Genomic DNA, 19,606 nt, shown 5'->3' with positions numbered 1-19,606 from the left:
CTGTTTTTTCTGACCTTACCGCCCATGATGATACACCTACTGATTGTCGACGCCCTGAACCTCATCCGCCGCATTCACGCCGTGCAGGGCTCCCCTTGCGTCAACGCCTGCCGCCACGCGCTGCAGCAGCTGATCCAACACAGCCGCCCGACCCACGCGGTGGCGGTCTTCGACGAGGACGATCGCAGCGACAGCTGGCGCCACCAAATTCTGCCTGACTACAAGGCCGGGCGTTCGCCGATGCCGGAAAACCTGCAGCAGGAGATGCCGCAGCTGCGCGAGGCCTTCACCGAATTGGGCGTCGCCAGCTGGCATTCTCCCGGCAACGAAGCGGACGATCTGGCGGCCACGCTGGCGGCCAAGGTCGCCGGCGGCGGCCATCAGGTGACCATCGTCTCCACCGACAAAGGCTACTGCCAGCTTTTGGCGCCGAACGTACAGATCCGCGATTACTTCCAGAAACGCTGGCTGGATATGCCTTTCGTGCAACAGGAATTCGGCGTACAGCCGCAGCAGCTGCCCGACTATTGGGGGTTGGCGGGGATCGGCAGCAGCAAGATCCCCGGCGTGGCCGGTATCGGGCCGAAAACCGCTGTGCTGCTGTTGCAGCAGTCGGGCAGCCTGGACGGGCTCTATCAGCACCTGGAGCAGGTGCCGGAGAAATGGCGCGGCAAGCTGGAGCAACACCGCGAGCTGGCCTACGTCAGCAAACAAGTCGCCACGCTGCGCACCGATCTGTCGCTGGACGGCAACCTGCAGCAGCTGCGCCTGCCGATACAATAAGGGCGCTGCAAGCAGCGCCCTTCATCAGGCTTAACGCGATTAATCGCGCTCGTCGCGCCGGCCCGGCACCGCCGACCACATGCGGCGCACGTGTACGGTGATCTCTTCGCGGTCGTGATACAACTGCTTGGCGTGCACTTCGACGCTGATGCCGGCGGCGCTCAGCGCTTCGCGGATGCTCGTCAGGTTTTGCGACACTTCCTCATAGCGCTTTTTCATCGGCAGCTTGAGGTTAAAGATCGCTTCGCGGCACCAGCCTTTCACCAGCCACTGAATCATCAGGCTGGTCACCTTCGCCGGTTTCTCCACCATGTCGCACACCAGCCAGTAGATCTTGCTGCTGTTCGGCTCGAACTTGAAGCCGTCGGCGCGGTGGTGCGTCACCTGGCCGGTTTCCATCAGGCTCGGCGCCATCGGGCCGTTATCCACCGAATGCACCATCATGCTGCGTTTCACCAGCTGATAGGTCCAGCCGCCGGGGCAAGCGCCCAGATCGACCGCGTGCATGCCGCTGGCCAGACGTTCGTCCCACTCGTCGGCGGGGATGAACACGTGGAACGCTTCTTCCAGCTTCAGCGTCGAACGGCTCGGCGCATCGGCCGGGAAGCGCAGACGCGGAATGCCCATGTAGAACGGCGAGTTGTTGTTGCTGTAGGAGTAACCGACATAGCAGCAGCCCGGCGCGATGAAGAACACGTGCACCACCGGGCGAGTCGGGTTCTCGCGCGCCATCAGCACCTTCTGCTCGCGCATCGCGGCGCGCAGCGGCACCGTCAGCTTGCGGCAGAACTTCATCAGCTCTTTGCTTTCGTTGGTGTCCGGCACTTCCACCCGCAGCTCACCGCCGCGATCAACCACGCCGATCAACATGCCGACGATCGGCGATACCCGATCTTCCGGCGGCAGATCGCGCAGCAGCTCGCCCACCACGATCATCTGGCGGGCGAAAATCAGTTCGCGGAACGGAATTTCCCGCGCCAGGCGGTCGGCATCATCCGGCTGATAGCATTCGAACAGCACGTAACCGCTGTGCTCTTTTACCCGCGCAAAGCCGAAAATCTCCCGCTGGGCGGCTTTGTCGGTGATCTCCGCCGCGCACTCTTTTTCGAAGCCGGGACGGCAGTACAACGCAATCTTATTCATGGCGCTCGGCCTTTTTCCTCAGACGCAAAGCGCCAATCAACATCAATATCCAGCCGATCAGGAAGCACACGCCGCCAACCGGCGTGATGTATACCCAGACCTTCAGGTGCGACAGCGCCAGGCAATAGAGGCTGCCGCTGAACAACACGGTGCCGAACGCCAACAGCGCTCCGCTCCAGTAAAACCACAGGCTCACGCGGCGCTGCATCGCGACCGCCAGCGCCAGGATGGCCAGGGTGTGGAACCCCTGATACTCCAGCCCGGTGCGGATCCAGGCCATTTCGTTGGCGCCGAGCGTACCGCTTAACACATGCGCGCCGAATGCGCCCAACGCGACAAACACAAAGCCGCTGATAGCGGCGAAAACCAGCATGGAACGGCTGCTCATCGTGATCTATCCCATTAAAAATCACCGGCCGCGGCAAGGCGGCGGCCGGCCTTATTGTTCGTAGCGGAAGCGGAACTTCTCTTGTTCACTGGCGGCACGCGCCAGGATCCACTGCCGGAAGGCGGCTATTTTACCCAGTTCTGCCTGGCTGTCATGACATACCAGATAAAAAGCGTTTTTACTGACCAGCACATCGTTGAACGGGCACACCAGGCGACCGGCTTCAATCTCGGTTTGCGCCATCACGTTGTTCACCAGCGCCACGCCCTGGCCGTGTACCGCCGCCTGCACCACCATGGCGCTGTGGCTGAAGATCGGCCCCTGTTGCACGTTGATGTGCTGCAACCCCAGCTGACGCGTATAGGCCAGCCAGTCGCGGCGTGAAACGTCATGCAGCAGCGTATGATAAGCCAGATCCTCGGCGGTTTTCAGCGGATGATCGCCGGTCAGCAGGCTCGGCGAACACACCGGCAGCAGATATTCCGCATACAGACGCTCGGCGCGCAGCCCCGGCCAGTTGCCGCGGCCGTAGAAAATCGCCACGTCGACGTCGTCCGCCAGCTTGTCTTCTTCGCGGTCCACCGCCTGGATGCGCACGTCGATGCCCGGATAAGCTGAGTTAAAGCCGGACAGCCGCGGCACCAGCCACTGAATGGCAAAGCTCGGCGGCAGGCTGACGGTCAATGCCCCTTTAGCGCTGCGCGCCTGCAGCTTGCGCGTCGCCTCGTTGATCGAAGAGAAGATCTCCTTGATATCGAGGTAATAACTTTGGCCCTCTTCGGTCAGCAGCAGCGAGCGATTGCGCCGGCGAAACAGCTTCAGCCCGAGGAAGTCCTCCAGCGACTTGATCTGGTGGCTCACCGCGGCCTGGGTCACGAACAGCTCTTCCGCCGCCTTGGTGAAACTCAGGTGACGAGCGGCCGCATCGAACACGCGCAGCGCATTGAGGGGAGGTAAGCGTTTAGACATTAAATTAGCTACTTTTGTGTAACATTAATCCGAATGATTCGGCGCCGAAAATCGGGCGGCTTTGTGTGGCAAGCCATCGGTAAACGCTAATGGCGTATTGCCATTAGTTTTTTTAATCCGAGCCATTATAATTTGTCCGTTGAGGATGCGCCAGCAAATACCTATAGTGGCGGCACTTCCCGGGCCGGAACGAAAAGGGAGTGGGTGTCGAGGACGCCGATGAACTTTTGGCTTGTGGTTGTGATGTTGTGTTTGCAAATTGTCCGGCGATTCCGGACATGGTAGCTAGGCTACTGTTTTTTCACTTCCTGTACATTTACCCTGTCTGTCCATAGTGATTTTATGCAGCACCGCAAAACTTGCGGTGCTTTTTTTTGCCTGACGATTACTGGTTGCTTTCAACCATCTCTTTCACATCGGCGCGGTTGATCTGCTGCTCGACGCCGTTGGCGTCTTTATAGCTGATCATGCCGGTATCGTTGTCCACTTTAGGCTTGCCGTCAGCGACAATGGTGCGTCCGTCATTGGTATGCATCACGTAGTTGCTGGAACAGGCGGCCAGGGTGAACGTAAGCATCAGGGCAGAGAGAACTGCGGCTGTTTTCTTCATTGAGGACTCCTTTTTAGTTTTAAATGCTGATAAATACCTTTTATGTGTATAGATGCGATTAATAAGCGCACATTTGATAGCATAACAAACTTTCCCAATTTTGCCAGGCGATAAGTCCTAATAGGCGGGATCGCTTGTCTCCGGCGGCAAAATAGGACAGGATCACCCATCGACTCAGCCAGTGACAATCAGGGTATGACGCCTTTTAACCCCAGCCTTTTTCGCCAACAGTTTCCCGCGCTCGCGCAGGACGGTATCTATCTGGACAGCGCCGCCACCGCGCTGAAACCGCAGGCGGTGATCGACGCCACGCAACAATTTTATCGCGATGACGCCGCCACCGTGCATCGCAGCCAGCACCGGGCGGCGCAGGATCTGACCGCCCGTTTTGAACGGGCGCGCGGCCAGATGGCGCAGTTGATCAATGCGCCATCGGCCGACGACATCGTCTGGACGCGCGGCACCACCGAGGCGATCAACCTGGTGGCGCAGAGCTACCTGCGTCCGCGCCTGCAGCCGGGCGATGAAATTCTGGTGAGCGAAGCGGAACACCACGCCAACCTGATCCCCTGGCTGATGGTGGCGGAGCAAACCGGCGCGCGGGTGGTGAAACTGCCCATCGGCGCCGATCGGTTGCCGGATTTGACGCAGCTGCCCGCCCTGCTCAACGACAAAACCCGCCTGTTGGCGCTGGGGCAAATGTCCAACGTCACCGGCGGCTGCCCGGATCTGGCGCCGGCGATCGCGCTGGCCCATGCCGCCGGCGCACGCGTGATGATCGACGGCGCGCAGGGCGTGGTTCACGGCCCGGCCAACGTACAGCGGCTCAACATCGATTTCTACGCCTTCTCCGGCCACAAGCTGTATGGCCCGACCGGCATCGGCGCGCTGTACGGCAAAACCGAGCTGCTGGCGCAAATGGCGCCGTGGCAAGGCGGCGGCAAGATGCTGACCCAGGCGTCGTTCGACGGCTTTACCCCGCAAAAACCGCCGCACTGCTTCGAAGCCGGCACGCCAAACATCGCCGGCGTGCTGGGGTTGGCCGCGGCGCTCACCTGGCTGAGCGAACAGGACATGGCGGCGGCGGAGCGCTACAGCCGCGAACTGGCTGACCAGGCGGAACAACGGTTGGCGCAGCTGCCGGGCTTTCGCAGCTTCCGCAGCTCCGGTTCCAGCCTGCTGGCATTCGATATCGCCGGCGTACACCACAGCGACATCGTCACGCTGCTGGCGGAGCAAGGCATTGCGCTGCGCGCCGGCCAGCACTGCGCGCAGCCGCTGATGGCGGCGTTAGGCGTCAGCGGCACGCTGCGCGCATCGTTCGCCCCCTACAATACGCAACAGGACGTCGATACGCTGGTCAGCGCGTTGACTCACGCCCTCGATCTGCTGGCCGACTGACTTGACTCCCGGAGACGCTATGCTCGCCCCCCATCCTTTTGGCCGAGAGATCACCGCCGAAGCGTTGATTGCCACCTTCAGCGCACTGAAGCAGTGGGAAGACCGCTACCGCCAGCTGATTATGCTCGCGAAGCGGCTGCCGCCGCTGCCGGAGGCCTTGCGCAGTGAAGAAATGGCGTTGAGCGGGTGTGAAAACCGCGTCTGGTTGGGGCACCAGTTGCTGGAAGACGGCACGCTGCACTTCTATGGCGACAGCGAAGGCCGCATCGTGCGCGGCCTGCTGGCGGTGCTGTTGACCGAAGTGGAAGGGAAAACGCCGCAGCAGATCGCCGCATTGGATCCGCTGGCGCTGTTCGATCGGTTAGCGCTGCGCGCGCAGCTGAGCGCCACCCGCGCCGGCGGCCTGGCGGCGTTGGCCGCCGCCGTAAAGGCGATCGCCGCCCGTTACGCCTGACGCGCCGCCTTCGCCACCATCTTTTTCAGCGCGTGCGACACGGCGACGAAGCCGAAGGTCGCGGTGACCATGGTCGCCGCGCCGAATCCCGCGCTGCAATCCATTCTTTTCGGCCCTTCCGCCGTGCTGCGCGAAGCGCACACCGAACCGTCCGGCTGCGGGTAAACCAGCGGCTCGCTGGAGAAGACGCAGTCGATGCCCAGCTTGCCCTTGCCGTTTTTCACCACGTTGAAATCGTGCTTCAGCCGCTCGCGCAGCTTGGCGGCCAGCGGATCCTGGATGGTTTTCGCCAGATCGGCCACTTCGATCTTGGTCGGATCAATCTGCCCGCCGGCGCCGCCGGTGGTCACCACCGGGATCTTAAAGCGGCGGCAGTATGACAACAGCGCCGCCTTCGGCCGCACGCTGTCGATCGCGTCGATGACGTAGCTGAAGTTATGGTCCAGCAGCTCGGCGACGTTGTCCGGGGTGATGAAATCGTCGATGCAGGTCACCCGGCATTCCGGGTTGATCGCCAGGATACGCTCCGCCATCACCTCGGTTTTCGATTGCCCGACGTGTTGGCGCAACGCGTGGATCTGGCGGTTGGTATTGGTGACGCAAACATCATCCATGTCGATCAGGGTGATGGCGCCGATGCCAGTGCGCGCCAGTGCCTCAGCCGCCCAGGAACCCACGCCGCCGATGCCGATCACGCAGACGTGCGCCTGCGCGAACACCGCCAGCGCCTGCTGGCCGTACAACCGCGCCGTGCCGCCGAAACGCTGCAGATAGGCTTCCGAATAAGCTGTGCTCATAACGCTTTAATTACCTTCGTAATGCAAATGATAAGGGCCGGAAAATCCGGCCCTTGCGGGTCACTCTTTTCACGCCGTATGCGTTTAGCGGGTGGCCAGCAACGAACCGCCGCCGTTTGACTGATTGGCGCTGAACAGCTGGCCACCGCCGTTGTTCTTCAGCACCCAAACGCGGCCATAGTGGTTGTAGTACCCCGCCGAGTGGCCGGCTTCCGGCCCGATGCCCTGATACATGTCAAAATGCTGGCCCTTGATGGCGCCGCCCACGTCGAGCGCGACCATCAGGCGCATCTCGTATTTTCCCGTGAATTTGCCCTTGTTGTCCAGCAGCGGCACTTCGGCCAGCAGCGTGGTGCCCGCCGGGATCAGTGAGCGGTCGGAAGCCACCGAGGCTTTGGCGATCAGCGGCACCGCGCTGGCGCCCTTCACCGGCGCAAAAGCTTCCGGACGGAAGAACACGAACGACGGATTCTGTTCCAGCAGCTCACGCACCTCTGCGGCGCTGTGGGTATCCGCCCACTGACGGATCGCCTGCATCGACATGTCCGCCTTGGCCACTTCGCCACGATCGATCAGCACCTTGCCGATGCTGCGATAGGCGTGGCCGTTCTTGCCGCCGTAGCCGAAGAACACCAGCGGCTGGCCGTTGCCGTAGTCGATATAGCCACTGCCCTGGACTTCCATCATGAAGTTGTCCATCAGCGAATTGGTGTAAGCGATGATATAGCGATCGTCGAGCGCGCCGGAATAGATGCCCGCGCGATCCGGCAAGCGGCCTCTGCCCTTCGGCGGCATGCGGTACAGCGGATAGCGGAACTCGCCCTGTTGGGTATAGCGCGCCTGCACCACCGGCGTGTAGTAGCCGGTAAACTGCACGTTGCCGAAATTGTCGACGCCTTCCATCTGGTAAGCGCTGAGGCCGTACTGGCTCAGCATGCGCGTGTCGGCGCCGGACGCCATCCAGCTTTGCACCGCCTGATAAGTGCCGTTGTTGCGGTTAAACAGCGAAGGCGACGCGTACTTGATCTCCATCAGCTGATCCGAGTAATCCTTGGCGTTGACCGGCGAACCTTTGGCGTTGGGCTGATTGACCAGCTCCAGCGATTGATCCAGACGGCCGTCTTTATATTGCTGACCCCGATCGGTCGGCTTGGACGAACAGCCCGCCAACACCGCCACCATCAACCCGCCCAGCAGGTATTTGCCCCAACGTCCTTTCATCGCGCACACTCTCAAACTGATATGATCTACCGGCTGAACGATAACAAACGCTCATTGATAAAGGAATCGCTGCAAATAAAAAAAGCCGCACGGAGGATGGTGATGAAAAAGAAGACAAATTGCGGGCAAATCCAGCAGAAAAACGGGTTTAGGCCAATAAAGTGCAAAAAGGGTTTGCAACAAAACGCACGGAGAGTATAGTGCGCATCCATCGGACGCGGGGTGGAGCAGCCTGGTAGCTCGTCGGGCTCATAACCCGAAGGTCGTCGGTTCAAATCCGGCCCCCGCAACCAACCGATGCCGCATTGGCGGTATTTGCGTTTGGCTTCGATAACAAAGTATTATACGGACGCGGGGTGGAGCAGCCTGGTAGCTCGTCGGGCTCATAACCCGAAGGTCGTCGGTTCAAATCCGGCCCCCGCAACCAACCGAATGTCGTACCAGCGGCATAACATGAACGGTGGTTTCGTAGTAATACAGCATCAAGACGGACGCGGGGTGGAGCAGCCTGGTAGCTCGTCGGGCTCATAACCCGAAGGTCGTCGGTTCAAATCCGGCCTCCGCAACCAACTCTTGATGACAACAGACAAGCACCCTGACGGGTGTTTTTTTGTATCTGCAATCCGCAAAAATAGCCGGACTCGCGCCCGGCCCTGCTTTTATCGGCTCGCCAGCGCGCCGCCGTTGGCGAAATAAGCCTTGATACCCGCCAGAATCGACTCCGCCACCTGCTGCTGGAAATGGCTGGTGCGCAGCTTGCGCTCCTCTTCGATATTGCTGATAAACGCCGTCTCCACCAGGATCGACGGGATATCCGGCGCCTTCAACACCGCAAAACCGGCCTGATCGACGCGATTCTTGTGCAACCGGTTGATTTTCCCCATCCGATTCAACACTTCCTTGCCGAATTTCAGGCTGTCGTTGATGGTCGCGGTCTGGATCAGATCGAACATGGTATGGTCTAGATAACGGTCGCCGCTCTTGCTGACGCCGCCGATTTGGTCCGACGCGTTTTGCGTCTGCGCCAGGAACTTGGCCGCCGAGCTGGTGGCGCCCTTGGTGGACAACGCGAACACCGATGAACCGCGCGCGGCACGGCTGGTGAAGGCGTCGGCGTGAATCGAAACGAACAAATCCGCGCGCTGCTTGCGCGCCTTGGCGACACGCACTTTGAGCGGGATAAACACGTCTTCGTTGCGCGTCATGAACACTTTCATGTTCGGCTCGCGCTTGATCATAGCGCTCAGCTTGCGGGCAATCTGCAATACGATGTCTTTTTCACGCGTCTTGTATTTGCCGATCGCGCCGGGATCTTCGCCGCCGTGGCCGGGATCCAGCATGATGACGATCGGCCGATCGCGCCCCGCCTTACCGGCCTGCGGCGCTTCCGGCGGCAGCGTGCGCTCCAGATCGCCCTTGTTGTAATCTTCCAGTAACGCCAGTAGCGGATCATACTCCTCACCGCCGCTGCCGCTCTTGGTCGGGTAGAGATCCATCACCAGACGGTTGCGATACTCCGGCACCGGCGCCAACGTGAAAATATGCGGGCTGACGCTCTGCTTGAGCTCCAGCACCAGCCTCACGGTATTCTGATCGAACTGGCCGACGCGCGCCTGCTTGAGATACGGATCGTCGGCGCGCACCTGCCCGGCGATGCCTTTCAGCACGCTGTTGAGGTGGACGCCTTCGATATCTACCACCACGCGATCGGGATTGGTCAGGGCGAACTGTTTGTATTTCAGTTCGACGTTGGATTCCAGCGTGACGCGGGTATAGGTGGAGGACGGCCAGACGCGCACGGCGATCACGTGCGATGACGCGGCGAAGCCCGTGCGACTCACACTCAGCAACCAGCTGGCGGCAACGCCCTGTAATAAACGACGGCGGCCCAGATTGTGATTAGAGTTTGGCATGCGGCTCCGGCAGTAATAGCTGTTTACAACAGGTGAAAAAAACACCAATAACATGGGGATGCCGAAAACTTTAACCAATCATTCCAGCCCTGTCATCAGAAAATCTTTTTATGGTTTTTCAATTTATTAACGATTTAGCACCCTTAGCGCACTCTTCATGACGATTTCCCGCTTGCCATCGGCGCAATAAAAGAATAAAAATACAAAAATACCGTATAAATATGCAAAAGAGGTTTGTCGTGAAGGAACGTAGTACAGAGCTGGTGCAAGGATTCCGTCACTCAGTCCCCTATATCAATGCCCACCGCGGCAAGACGTTTGTCATCATGCTCGGTGGGGAAGCCATCGAACACGAGAATTTCTCCAACATCGTCAACGATATCGGGCTGCTGCATAGCTTGGGCATTCGCCTGGTAGTGGTTTACGGCGCACGGCCGCAGATCGACGCCAATCTGGCGCAGCATAACTATGAGCCGATCTACCATAAGCACACCCGCGTGACCGACGCCCATACGCTCGAACTGGTCAAGCAGGCCGCCGGTTTGTTGCAGTTGGACATCACCGCCCGGCTGTCGATGAGCCTCAACAACACGCCGCTACAGGGTGCGCACATTAACGTGGTCAGCGGCAATTTCATCATCGCGCAGCCGCTAGGCATCGATGACGGCATCGACTACTGCCACAGTGGCCGCATTCGCCGCATCGATGAAGAAGCGATCCATCGCCAGCTCGACAGCAACGCCATCGTATTGCTCGGCCCGGTCGCGGTTTCGGTCACCGGCGAGAGCTTCAACCTGACCTCGGAAGAAGTGGCCACCCAGTTGGCGATCAAGCTGAAAGCGGAAAAAATGATCGGTTTCTGCTCTTCGCAAGGCGTGACCGACGCGGAAGGCAACATCCTTTCCGAGCTGTTCCCCAACGACGCGCAAAAGCGCCTTGAAGAGCTCGAGGAAGGCGGCGATTACCATTCCGGCACCGTGCGCTTCCTGCGTGGCGCGGTGAAAGGCTGCCGCAGCGGCGTGCGCCGCAGCCACCTGATCAGCTACCAGGAGGACGGTGCGCTGGTGCAAGAGCTGTTCTCGCGCGACGGTATCGGCACCCAAATCGTGATGGAGAGCGCCGAACAGGTGCGCCGGGCGACGATCAACGACATCGGTGGCATCCTGGAGCTGATCCGGCCGCTCGAGCAGCAGGGTATTCTGGTGCGCCGTTCACGTGAACAGCTGGAGATGGAGATCGACAAGTTCACAATTATCGAACGCGACAACCTGACCATCGCCTGCGCGGCGCTGTACCCGTTCTTAGAGGAAAAAATCGGTGAGATGGCCTGTGTCGCGGTACATCCCGATTACCGCAGTTCTTCGCGCGGCGAGATGCTGCTGCAGAGGGTGGAAAACCAGGCGCGGCAGATGGGGCTGAAGAAGCTGTTCGTGCTGACCACCCGCAGCATTCATTGGTTCCAGGAGCGCGGATTCACCCCGGCGGAAGTCGATGTGCTGCCGATGCAAAAGCAGGCGCTGTACAACTACCAGCGCCGTTCCAAAATCCTGCTGGCCGATCTGTAATCCCCGCGGCGCGGCCGTTGCCGCGCCCTTTCAACGCTTATTCCGTCGCCTGCAGCCGTTCAGCCAATCCGCTGCGACGCTGGGTCGGCATGCGAATGGCCCGCAGCAACACCGCCTCCGTGGCATACAGCGAGAGCTGCTTACGCGCGCGAGTGATCGCGGTATAGACCAGCTCACGCGTCAGCACCGGCAGGAAGTGATTCGGCAACACCAGGACCGTATGGTCAAACTCCGATCCCTGAGATTTGTGCACCGTCATGGCATAGGCGGTTTCATGCGCCGGCAAACGGCTCGGCTGCACCGACTTGATGCTGCCGTCCGGTAGTTGGAAATGCACGCGCAGATCGCCGTGCTCATCCGGCAGCGTAATGCCGATATCCCCATTGAACAGCCCCAGCGCGCTGTCGTTGCGGCCGATCATCACCGGCCGCCCCCGGTACCAGCGGCCGAGCACGCCCGGTTTGCGGTCGATCAGACCGGCACGCTGCAGCCCGAGCTCAATACGATCATTCAAGCCGGCGACGCCGAACGGCCCTTCACGCAGCGCGCACAGCACCTGAAAACGGCCAAAGGCCGCCAGCACCGCCGCCGCGCCCGCGCCTTCGGCGGTCAGCCGCAAATAGTCGCGATAGCCCGCCACGCAGGCATCCAACAGCGCCTGATATTCTTCGCTCGTCGCCAGCGCATAGCCCGCGACATCGCCGAAACTGCCGTTTAATGCCGCCAGCGCGCGATCCCCCGCACCGGCGTTGACCGCCAACGCCAGTTGGCCGATGCCGGAACGGGTATCGAAACGGTAGCTCTTGCGCAGCAGACACAGGCTGTCGCGCACCGCCGCTTCCGCGTCGGCCTGCCGCCCTGCGAGCGAACAGCCGGTCAGGCGGCTCAGCTCTGCGGCACGCGCATCGCTGTATCCCTGCTCGGCAAAACGGCAAATATCTCCCAGCACCGCACCGGCCTCCACCGAGGCCAACTGATCGCGGTCGCCGAGGAAAATCACCCGCGCCCGATCGGGCAGCGCGGCAATCAGGCGCGCCATCATCGGCAGATCGACCATCGAGGCCTCATCCACCACCAGCACATCCAAATGCAGCCGGTTGCCACGGTGATAGCGCATGCGCTGACTGTTCGGTTGCGCCCCCAACAGACGGTGCAACGTCGCCGCCTCCGTCGGGAACAGCGCCTGCTGCGCCGGGGTCAGCTCCAACTGGCGGCTGGCGCTGCCAAGCGACTCCGTCAGGCGCGCCGCCGCCTTGCCGGTCGGTGCCGCCAGCTGAATGCGCAAGCGCGCGCCTTCATCCAGTTGCACCAGCGCCGCCAACAGCTTGGCGACGGTGGTGGTTTTACCGGTGCCCGGCCCGCCGGAAATGACCGCGATACTCCGCGTGGCGGCCACCGCAGCGGCGATCTTCTGCCAATCGGGTTCATCGCTCGCCGCGCCGAACAAGCGGTCGAGAATGGTGCGCAGCTCAGCCTCCGGCACCGCCAACGACTCGCCTTCACCGCCGATAAACGCCGCCACTTCACCTTCGTTTTGCCACATGCGCTGCAGATACAGGCGCGGCCCGCGCAGCACCAGTGGCGTAGCGCCGCTGCCGTCCCCGACCGCTGCGCTGGCCGCCAAACGCTGCTGCCAACGCGCGCTATCCGGTCGCCCGGCCGCCTCCCACACCGCCAACGCCAACGCCGGCTGGCGCCCTTCAAACAGCGTGTCCGCCTGCAGCTGTTCCAGCATCAGGCAGACGTGACCGGCCCCCGCTTCTGCGCTCAGGCAGGCGGCGGCCAGCAAAATATCGGGCTCGTCTTCGTTCGCCACCACGCGGGCGAACTGCACGTCCAGCGGGCGCAGCACGCCAAGCGCTACCGCCTGATCCAGCAGTGCGATCATGATCCTTCCTCCGTCGCCGCAGCTTCGCCGCTGAACAAGCGATCCATCCCCTCCACCAGCTCAAACTCGGGGAGACAGGTGAAAATGCCGTTGCCCGGGTGCGCCGCATCCACGCCGCGCAGGAACAGATAAATCACCCCGCCAAAATGGCGCCGATAATCATAATCCGGCAACCGATGACGCAGATAACGATGCAGCGCCAGCGTATACAGCTGATATTGCAGATCGTAACGATGCTCCGCCATCGCCTGCTCCATCGCCGGCTGGGTATAGGCGCTACTGTCTTCCCCCAGCCAGTTGGACTTGTAGTCCAGTAGGTAGTATTTGCCCTGCCAGCAGAACACCAGGTCGATAAAACCTTTCAGCATGCCCTGCACCTGATAGAAATCCAACGCCGGGCAGCGGGCGGAAAGTGGATCGTAGCGCTTTACCAGGGCATCGAGCTCCTTCGCCTGCAACAGCCGGTTGATCGGCAAATAGAACTGCAGCTCGGCTTGCTTGTGCTGCGGCCTCAGCGCCGCCAGCGTCACGCCGCTGTCGTCGAGCGGCGTATTGAGCAACACCTGCATCCACGCCAGCAGAATCGGCTGCCAATGCTCGGCGAAGCCTTGCTGTTGCAGCTGCTCCAGCAGCCACTGTTCGTCCAGCGGCTGGGTGAAGTCCAGCGTTTCAAACAGGCTGTGCAGGAAAGTTCCTGGCGTTGCCCCGCGCGGGAAGGTATGCGGTGTGAGCGCTGGCTCACTCTCCTCACCCCGCTCGCCCGCGGCGTCGACATCCAGACGCGGCAGCAGATCCTGCATCAGACTCGCGCCGTGCTGTTGCAAACCGGTATAGCTGGTCACCCGCCAAAAATCCTGGATCCGCCGGGTAAAACTTTTTGCCTCCAGCGCTTCGGTCAGCGACGCCTGGGGTTGCCAGGGTGCTTCATCCGGCGGTTCCACCAGCGACAGCGCGATGCCGCCGCCCGCCAATTGCTGCAGGCGCTCCTGCAGATACACGGCGTCGCCGGCCTGCCCGCCCTGCACCAGATAGCCTAATGCGCTGCGGTGCAGATCGGTATCGCCCTGTTTCTTGCGCGTGCCCTGGAACAGCGGCGCGATGCCGATGCTGCAGTGGTACACCGAGCGGGTCAGCGCGACGTACAGCAGACGCAGGTCTTCTGCCAACCGCTCTTCCTCCGCCCAGGCCTGGCTCTCTTCATTGGCGTCGAGATCCAGCAACGCCTGGAAACTGTGGCGATCGTGATACAGCGCCTGCTGCTGCTGGCGGAAGTTACCGACGAACGGCAGCCACACCAGATCGAACTCCAGCCCCTTGGATTTATGAATCGTGATCACCTGCACCAGATGCCGGTCGCTCTCCAGCCGCAGCTGCTGATTATCGGACTGGCGATTAGGCTGGGCAATCTGCTGCGCCAACCAGCGAACCAGCGCATGCTCGCTGTCGAGCTGCGCCGCCGCTTCTTGCAACAGCTCCCCCAGATGCAGCACGTCGGTCAAACGGCGCTCGCCGCCGGCGCTGGCCAGCAGGTTCTCCGCCAGTTGGCGCGCTTTCATCACCTCGCTCAGCATCGGCAGCACGCCGCGGCGCAGCCAGAGCGTGCGGTAATCATCGAATTCGTTAACCAGCTCATCCCAGGCACGTTCATCGCGACTCAGGCCGTCCAGCGTCGGCGCGTCCAGCCCCATAAGCCCGGTGGCCATGGCGCTGCGCAGCGTGCGCTCCTGCTCCGGCGCCAACACCGCCTGCAACAACCACAGCAGGTCTTTGGCCTCCGGGGTGTCGAACACGCTGTCTCGGTTGGACAGGTAGACCGACGGAATGGACAGCGCGCTCAGCGCATCGCGCACCAACGCCGCCTCATTGCGGCTGCGCACCAGCACTGTAATATCGGAGGCTTGCACCGGCCGTGGCTCCTTGCCGCCCTGCAGCCACGCCTGGCCCTGCTGCCCGGCGCTGAGCCAGTCGCGAATTTGCGTGGCGCACAGGCGCGCCATCAACTGTTGGTAATCACTTACACCGGAGCCTTCCCCCTGCTGCAGCCAGAACTGCATCGCCGGTTGCGGCTTGCCGTGCAGATCAAACGCCAGCCCTTGGTTCTTTTCCGCCGCGCTGACCTCGATAAAGGGGATTTGGCCGAACAGGAAAGGCTTTTCTACCTGAGAAAACAGGTGATTGACGCTGGCAACCATCGACGGCGACGAGCGCCAGTTGGTCTCCAGCGTATAGTGGGCGCTCACCTCTGAGCGCGCCCGCATGTAGGTAAAAATGTCGGCGCCGCGAAAGGCGTAAATCGCCTGCTTGGGATCGCCGATCAGCAGCAGGCCGCAATCGGGCCGGCCGACGTAAAGCTTTTGGAAAATACGGTATTGCTGCGGATCGGTATCCTGGAATTCATCGATCATCGCCACCGGGTAACGCTGGCGGATCGCCTGCGCCAGCTGTTCGCCGCCGCCGCTTTGCAGGGCGCCGTCCAGCCGGCTGAGCAGGTCGTCAAACCCCAGCTCGGCGCGCTGGCGCTTTTCCTGCTGAATGGAAGTGCGGATCTCACTGAGCGCGCGCGCCATGATCAGGTCGCGCAGCGTCAAGGGTTCATCGAACAGCTCATCTATCGCCGTGAACAGCGCATGCCGCGGCGGCTCGCCTTTCTTGGTCTTCTCCAGCAGCACCGACTGGCGAAATTTATCCAGTTCCTTCGGCAGCTGGTAGTCCTGGGTCTCCTGCCCGCTCCATTCGCCGACCTTGTTCAGCCAGTTCGGCAGGTGTTTGCTGCTGTAGCTGCGCTTATCGACGCCGGACTGGGCGATCAACGCCTCCAGATCGCCCGCCGCCGCGCGCCATTGCGCCTTGATGGCGTCGATGCGCGCGACGATCTGCTCGTGGCGCATCAGGACGGTTTCTTCCTCTTTCGGCGGCCGACGCAGCGCCGGCGCTTCACCGTGCAGATAACCGGAGAGATCGGCCAGCAACGCTTCCGGGCCGCTCCACTCCTGGCTGACTGCACGCGCCACGCCCAGTGGCAACGGATAGCAGTGGCGACGCCAGAAGTCGGCACAGGCCTGCCGCCGCAGCGGCAGCTCGTCCTGCACCAGCGTTTGTTCAAACAGCATGCCGGACTCGAAGGCGTTGTGCGTCAGCATTCGTTGGCAAAAGCCGTGAATGGTGTAGATCGCCGCTTCGTCCATCTGCCGCTCCGCCGCCAGCAGCTGCGAGGCGGCGTCGGTCAAATCGCCAATTTCAGCCATCAGCGCCGAAAACAGCGGGTTGGCGCTGACGCCCCGTACGCAGGCGATGCGTAATCCGTGAATATTGTCGCGGATACGCCCGCGCAGCTCCTCGGTGGCGGCCTCGGTAAAGGTCACCACCAGGATTTCTTCTACCGTCAGCGGGCGAGGAAACGCCGCTTCACCGCCCAATCCCAGTAGCAAACGCAGGTACAGCGCGCCGATGGTAAAGGTTTTGCCGGTGCCCGCCGATGCCTCGATCAGGCGTTCGCCGAACAGCGGCAGCGTCAGCGGCTCCAGCCTCTGCGGGGCCGTTTCCGTCATGGCGTCGCCACTTTGCGCGGCAGGATCTGCTGCAATGCAGACGCGTTCGGATAGGTGACCCAGTCCTTAGGCGCCGCGTAATCCGCCTTGTCTTGCCCGCTGCCGCTCACCTGTGACAGCACCGCCAGCCCCTGTGGCTGGATCACCGCCTGGTGGAAATAATCCGCCAGTTTGGCCGGCGTCAGCTGTTGCACCTGCGCAATCAGCTTCTGACGGGTATCGAAGGCGAAATTGCCGCGATCGAAATCGTTGGCGAACCGGCTGGCCTCTTCGCTCAGGGTTTGCGGCCGCTGCTTCAGCTCATTGATGAGCGCCTGTTTGTACTGCTCAAAGTCCGCCTCGCTCATGTCGCGCAAGCGCTTCTCGGTTTTCGGGTAGAAATCCTGATAGCGCTGGTACAGGTAGGCCGGCTGCTTGCTGTTGCTCTGCAACAGGAAGCCCACGCCCCACTGGCGCCCCACCGACATCGGGAAGGCAAAGACCGCATACCCCAATTGCTCCTGAGTGCGCAGTTGGCTATAGAACCACGGCTGAATGATCTGCCCCAGCAGCGAGCTGTAGGCCATGCCGGTCACTTCGTCGTAGCCGGTCGGCACATAGACCGCCGCCAGCGCCGAGTCGGTGCTGCTGCCCACCTGTTGCAGGTTAGCCAGCTGATTCTTGTCCACCACCACATCTTCGCCGTGCCACCATTCGATGCCGGTACAGCCCAGGCGATGCTTCAGCGTCGACGCCAGCGTGTCGACCTGCTGCTTGCTCATGTTGCCCACCACCAACAGCTCTGGCGTGGCCTCGGCCAGCAGGCTGTCGCGATAGGCCAGCACGTCTTTCAGCGTCAACGTCTTCAGCACTTCGCGGCGCTCGCGGCGTTCGGAATACGGCACGCGGGAAACCATCTGCACCGGCTGAATGGCCAGCTCAAACGCCTTGCCCTTCTCGGCGGCGTCCAACTGTTCCAGATACCAGGATTTGGCCTGTGCGAGCTGATCTTCCGTCGGCGTGAAGCTGGAATAGCCCTCAATCAGCGCCGTCAGCAACTGCGGCAAACGCTGGGTAAAACCGTTGGCGTTAAACATCAGGCCGTTGTTCGGCGAGGTCGAGAAGCTCAGTCCGCCGACCGATGCCTGATAGCTCAGCTGATCCAGCGCGAGGCCGGCCAGATAATCCGTCAGCGAGAACAGCACCTGGTTACGCGCGGAATCCATGGTCTTGGCGTTGCGGAAAGCGACGGTGACGTCGGCCTTCGGCTCATCGGCGAAGTAACGACTCGGCATGTACAGCACGCGCAGGCCAGGTTTATCCACCACCATTTCCGGCTTTTTGAACTCGTGCGACGGCTTGGTCAGGGTAAAGTCATCCGGGATGTACGGGTTGAGCGCCGGCAACGACAGGGAAATGCCGCTGCCCAGCTGCTGCCACTGCGTAAAGCGCTGCGGCGTGATTTTGTCGACCTGGTAAGGCGCATTGACGAAATAGGCCGTCTTGTTATGCGGCTCATCGGGGCTGACGAACCAGATGCGCGCGTTTTGCGGCGTCATGGCATCCAGACGTTCGGCGATCGCCTTGGGATCATAACGGTCGGCCAGGTAAGGCGCGTCCAGCGCATGCTCAACCGGCACGCGCAGCATCGTGTCCACCAGCCATTCGATGTAGTCCATGTCGCGCGTGATCGACGGATAACGGAAATCCAGGTTCAGAACATGCGAGATTTCATCGAAGTAGCTCTGGTTGATGCCTTCGCTGCGCAGCATTTTCAGGTAGTTGAAAATGGCGGCGACGACTTCGTCGCGCTGGGCCAGGCCTTTGTCAGTCAGGGAGACACTGATGGCGAAGACGCCGCCGTTGCGATCGACCATCGGATCGGCGCCGGCATTGATGGCGTCCGCCAGCCCCTGCTTCTGCAACCAGTCAGACAGGGTGTTCTTGCTGCGGTTGCCGATCAGGTAGCTGATGTAGGTATCGGTTTTGCTGCGAAACGCGGCGCTGTTGTTATCGATGCGGAACTCGACCTTCAGCTGCTTGCGCGGCTGCGCCGGCACATAGTGAATGATGATGCCTTGCTGTTCCGGCGTCACGGCCGGCACGGTGATCGGCGGCACGCTGGCGTCGTGATTCGGCACACGGCCAAAGGTTTTCGCCGCAATATCAGCCAGCTGCTGCAGCGGCTGATTGCCGTACAAAACGCCCATCATCAGGTTGGCGGAGTAGTAGCGTTTATAGAAGCCGGTCAGCTCATCGTGCAACTTGCTGTCCGGCTTGTCTTTCAGCGTATCGAGATTACCGCCGGAGAAGCGCGCGCTCGGATGCGCCGGGTTAAGGGTTTCCGCGCCGACCTGCGCCATACGCATGCCGTCGCGCGAACGCGCCATCGTCAATTCGGCGTTCACCGCGTTGCGCTCGCGATCGGCATTGCCCGGATCCAGCAGCGGCTCGGCAATGGCGTCAGCCATGCGATCAACCGCTGGCTCCAGCGCGTCATTTTCCACTTCCAGATAGAAGGCAGTGCGATAAGAGGCCGTGCTCGCGTTGTGGCTGCCGCCGTGCTTTTTCAGGAATTCGGACAGGTTCTCCGGCTCTGGGTAACGTTTGGAGCCCATCAGTACCATATGCTCCAGATAGTGCGCCAAGCCCAGTTGGCTGTTCGGATCTTCGAGTGACCCGACCGGCAATGCCAGCGCCGCCAGCGATTTCGGTGCCTGGGCATCGGACACCAGCAACACCGTCATGCCATTAGCCAACTTGATCGCTTCATACTGACGTGGATCGTGTTCGCTCTTGTTGATCTTCTCCGCCAGCGGTTGCCATCCTTGCGCGGCCCAACTCAACGGTGCCCAACACATAGCCAATAATACCAGCCCGGCGATACGGGCCAACTGTCTGCGCATATCCAAAATAAACCCCTATTCTGACGTCGCTACGCCCACTC

Annotated in this window: 14 protein-coding genes and 3 tRNA genes; 7 read left to right on the top strand and 10 right to left on the bottom strand. The window is 61.3% G+C overall.

The window, feature by feature from the left end:
- Positions 1–24 precede the first annotated feature (24 nt).
- Positions 25–783 carry a flap endonuclease Xni gene (gene xni, locus ACUTSC_RS17365; protein ID WP_197768402.1) on the top strand — a complete coding sequence of 253 codons (759 nt, stop codon included), beginning with the start codon at positions 25–27 and terminating at the stop codon, positions 781–783.
- Between the two features lie 39 nt (positions 784–822).
- On the opposite strand, the gene rlmM is transcribed toward xni, so the two are convergent.
- The 4 genes from rlmM to ACUTSC_RS17345 all read right to left on the bottom strand — a co-directional run bounded on the left by rlmM (position 823) and on the right by ACUTSC_RS17345 (position 3,893).
- Positions 823–1,926, bottom strand: a complete 1,104-nt coding sequence (rlmM, locus tag ACUTSC_RS17360; protein WP_197768403.1) for a 23S rRNA (cytidine(2498)-2'-O)-methyltransferase RlmM — start codon at positions 1,924–1,926, stop codon at positions 823–825.
- Complete coding sequence (locus ACUTSC_RS17355; protein ID WP_004931896.1) at positions 1,919–2,314, bottom strand: DUF423 domain-containing protein; 396 nt, start codon at positions 2,312–2,314, stop codon at positions 1,919–1,921. Before ACUTSC_RS17355 ends, rlmM begins: the two co-directional genes overlap by 8 nt.
- Before the next feature lie 51 nt (positions 2,315–2,365).
- Positions 2,366–3,283 carry a transcriptional regulator GcvA gene (locus tag ACUTSC_RS17350; RefSeq protein WP_025304049.1) on the bottom strand — a complete coding sequence of 306 codons (918 nt, stop codon included), beginning with the start codon at positions 3,281–3,283 and terminating at the stop codon, positions 2,366–2,368.
- A 385-nt stretch (positions 3,284–3,668) separates the two neighbouring features.
- Positions 3,669–3,893, bottom strand: a complete 225-nt coding sequence (locus tag ACUTSC_RS17345) for a YgdI/YgdR family lipoprotein (RefSeq protein ID WP_025304050.1) — start codon at positions 3,891–3,893, stop codon at positions 3,669–3,671.
- 195 nt (positions 3,894–4,088) lie between these two features.
- Here ACUTSC_RS17345 and csdA point away from each other — a divergent pair, with 195 nt between their 5' ends.
- Positions 4,089–5,294: a cysteine desulfurase CsdA gene (csdA, locus tag ACUTSC_RS17340; protein WP_197768404.1), complete on the top strand. Its 1,206-nt coding sequence runs from the start codon at positions 4,089–4,091 to the stop codon at positions 5,292–5,294.
- Between the two features lie 19 nt (positions 5,295–5,313).
- Positions 5,314–5,748: a cysteine desulfurase sulfur acceptor subunit CsdE gene (gene csdE, locus ACUTSC_RS17335; protein ID WP_197768405.1), complete on the top strand. Its 435-nt coding sequence runs from the start codon at positions 5,314–5,316 to the stop codon at positions 5,746–5,748.
- On the opposite strand, the gene tcdA is transcribed toward csdE, so the two are convergent.
- Both tcdA and mltA read right to left on the bottom strand, forming a co-directional pair.
- Positions 5,739–6,545, bottom strand: coding sequence for a tRNA cyclic N6-threonylcarbamoyladenosine(37) synthase TcdA (tcdA, locus tag ACUTSC_RS17330; protein WP_004931886.1), 807 nt, complete (start codon positions 6,543–6,545; stop codon positions 5,739–5,741). The genes csdE and tcdA overlap by 10 nt on opposite strands.
- A gap of 84 nt (positions 6,546–6,629) precedes the next feature.
- The gene (gene mltA, locus ACUTSC_RS17325; RefSeq protein WP_197768406.1) at positions 6,630–7,766 is read right to left on the bottom strand and encodes a murein transglycosylase A; all 1,137 of its coding nucleotides are present in this window, start codon (positions 7,764–7,766) and stop codon (positions 6,630–6,632) included.
- A 216-nt stretch (positions 7,767–7,982) separates the two neighbouring features.
- Between mltA and ACUTSC_RS17320 the strand changes: the two genes are divergently transcribed.
- The 3 genes from ACUTSC_RS17320 to ACUTSC_RS17310 all read left to right on the top strand — a co-directional run bounded on the left by ACUTSC_RS17320 (position 7,983) and on the right by ACUTSC_RS17310 (position 8,335).
- A tRNA-Met gene (locus ACUTSC_RS17320) sits at positions 7,983–8,059 on the top strand.
- A gap of 57 nt (positions 8,060–8,116) precedes the next feature.
- A tRNA-Met gene (locus ACUTSC_RS17315) sits at positions 8,117–8,193 on the top strand.
- Between the two features lie 65 nt (positions 8,194–8,258).
- Positions 8,259–8,335 (top strand) — tRNA-Met (locus tag ACUTSC_RS17310).
- 90 nt (positions 8,336–8,425) lie between these two features.
- Here the strand turns inward: ACUTSC_RS17310 and amiC are convergent.
- The gene (gene amiC, locus ACUTSC_RS17305; RefSeq protein ID WP_197768407.1) at positions 8,426–9,679 is read right to left on the bottom strand and encodes an N-acetylmuramoyl-L-alanine amidase AmiC; all 1,254 of its coding nucleotides are present in this window, start codon (positions 9,677–9,679) and stop codon (positions 8,426–8,428) included.
- A gap of 239 nt (positions 9,680–9,918) precedes the next feature.
- On the opposite strand from amiC, the gene argA reads away from it, so the two are divergent.
- Positions 9,919–11,244 (top strand): amino-acid N-acetyltransferase, encoded by a 1,326-nt coding sequence (argA, locus tag ACUTSC_RS17300; protein ID WP_197768408.1) that lies wholly within the window; start codon positions 9,919–9,921, stop codon positions 11,242–11,244.
- Between the two features lie 37 nt (positions 11,245–11,281).
- Here argA and recD read toward each other — a convergent pair whose 3' ends face one another.
- The 3 genes from recD to ptrA are packed head-to-tail and all read right to left on the bottom strand — an operon-like array spanning position 11,282 to position 19,565.
- Entirely contained in the window at positions 11,282–13,132 is a 1,851-nt protein-coding gene (gene recD, locus ACUTSC_RS17295; protein WP_197768409.1) for an exodeoxyribonuclease V subunit alpha, read from the bottom strand.
- Positions 13,129–16,680: an exodeoxyribonuclease V subunit beta gene (recB, locus tag ACUTSC_RS17290; RefSeq protein WP_197768410.1), complete on the bottom strand. Its 3,552-nt coding sequence runs from the start codon at positions 16,678–16,680 to the stop codon at positions 13,129–13,131. Before recB ends, recD begins: the two co-directional genes overlap by 4 nt.
- Entirely contained in the window at positions 16,677–19,565 is a 2,889-nt protein-coding gene (gene ptrA / locus ACUTSC_RS17285; RefSeq protein WP_197768492.1) for a pitrilysin, read from the bottom strand. The genes recB and ptrA overlap by 4 nt, the downstream gene beginning before the upstream one ends.
- Between the last annotated feature and the right edge of the window lie 41 nt (positions 19,566–19,606).

The sequence above is a fragment of the Serratia sp. TSA_105.2 genome (assembly GCF_052692115.1).
Note: the sequence above shows the minus strand (reverse complement) of the source record. Positions and strands in the feature narration are given on the sequence as shown.

What these genes read in the sequence shown, in the direction of transcription:
- xni (WP_197768402.1), top strand. Translation starts at nt 25, where the DNA reads ATGATGATACACCTACTGATTGTCGACGCCCTGAACCTCATCCGCCGC.
- rlmM (WP_197768403.1), bottom strand. Translation starts at nt 1,926, where the DNA reads ATGAATAAGATTGCGTTGTACTGCCGTCCCGGCTTCGAAAAAGAGTGC.
- ACUTSC_RS17355 (WP_004931896.1), bottom strand. Translation starts at nt 2,314, where the DNA reads ATGAGCAGCCGTTCCATGCTGGTTTTCGCCGCTATCAGCGGCTTTGTG.
- ACUTSC_RS17350 (WP_025304049.1), bottom strand. Translation starts at nt 3,283, where the DNA reads ATGTCTAAACGCTTACCTCCCCTCAATGCGCTGCGCGTGTTCGATGCG.
- ACUTSC_RS17345 (WP_025304050.1), bottom strand. Translation starts at nt 3,893, where the DNA reads ATGAAGAAAACAGCCGCAGTTCTCTCTGCCCTGATGCTTACGTTCACC.
- csdA (WP_197768404.1), top strand. Translation starts at nt 4,089, where the DNA reads ATGACGCCTTTTAACCCCAGCCTTTTTCGCCAACAGTTTCCCGCGCTC.
- csdE (WP_197768405.1), top strand. Translation starts at nt 5,314, where the DNA reads ATGCTCGCCCCCCATCCTTTTGGCCGAGAGATCACCGCCGAAGCGTTG.
- tcdA (WP_004931886.1), bottom strand. Translation starts at nt 6,545, where the DNA reads ATGAGCACAGCTTATTCGGAAGCCTATCTGCAGCGTTTCGGCGGCACG.
- mltA (WP_197768406.1), bottom strand. Translation starts at nt 7,766, where the DNA reads ATGAAAGGACGTTGGGGCAAATACCTGCTGGGCGGGTTGATGGTGGCG.
- amiC (WP_197768407.1), bottom strand. Translation starts at nt 9,679, where the DNA reads ATGCCAAACTCTAATCACAATCTGGGCCGCCGTCGTTTATTACAGGGC.
- recD (WP_197768409.1), bottom strand. Translation starts at nt 13,132, where the DNA reads ATGATCGCACTGCTGGATCAGGCGGTAGCGCTTGGCGTGCTGCGCCCG.
- recB (WP_197768410.1), bottom strand. Translation starts at nt 16,680, where the DNA reads ATGACGGAAACGGCCCCGCAGAGGCTGGAGCCGCTGACGCTGCCGCTG.
- ptrA (WP_197768492.1), bottom strand. Translation starts at nt 19,565, where the DNA reads ATGCGCAGACAGTTGGCCCGTATCGCCGGGCTGGTATTATTGGCTATG.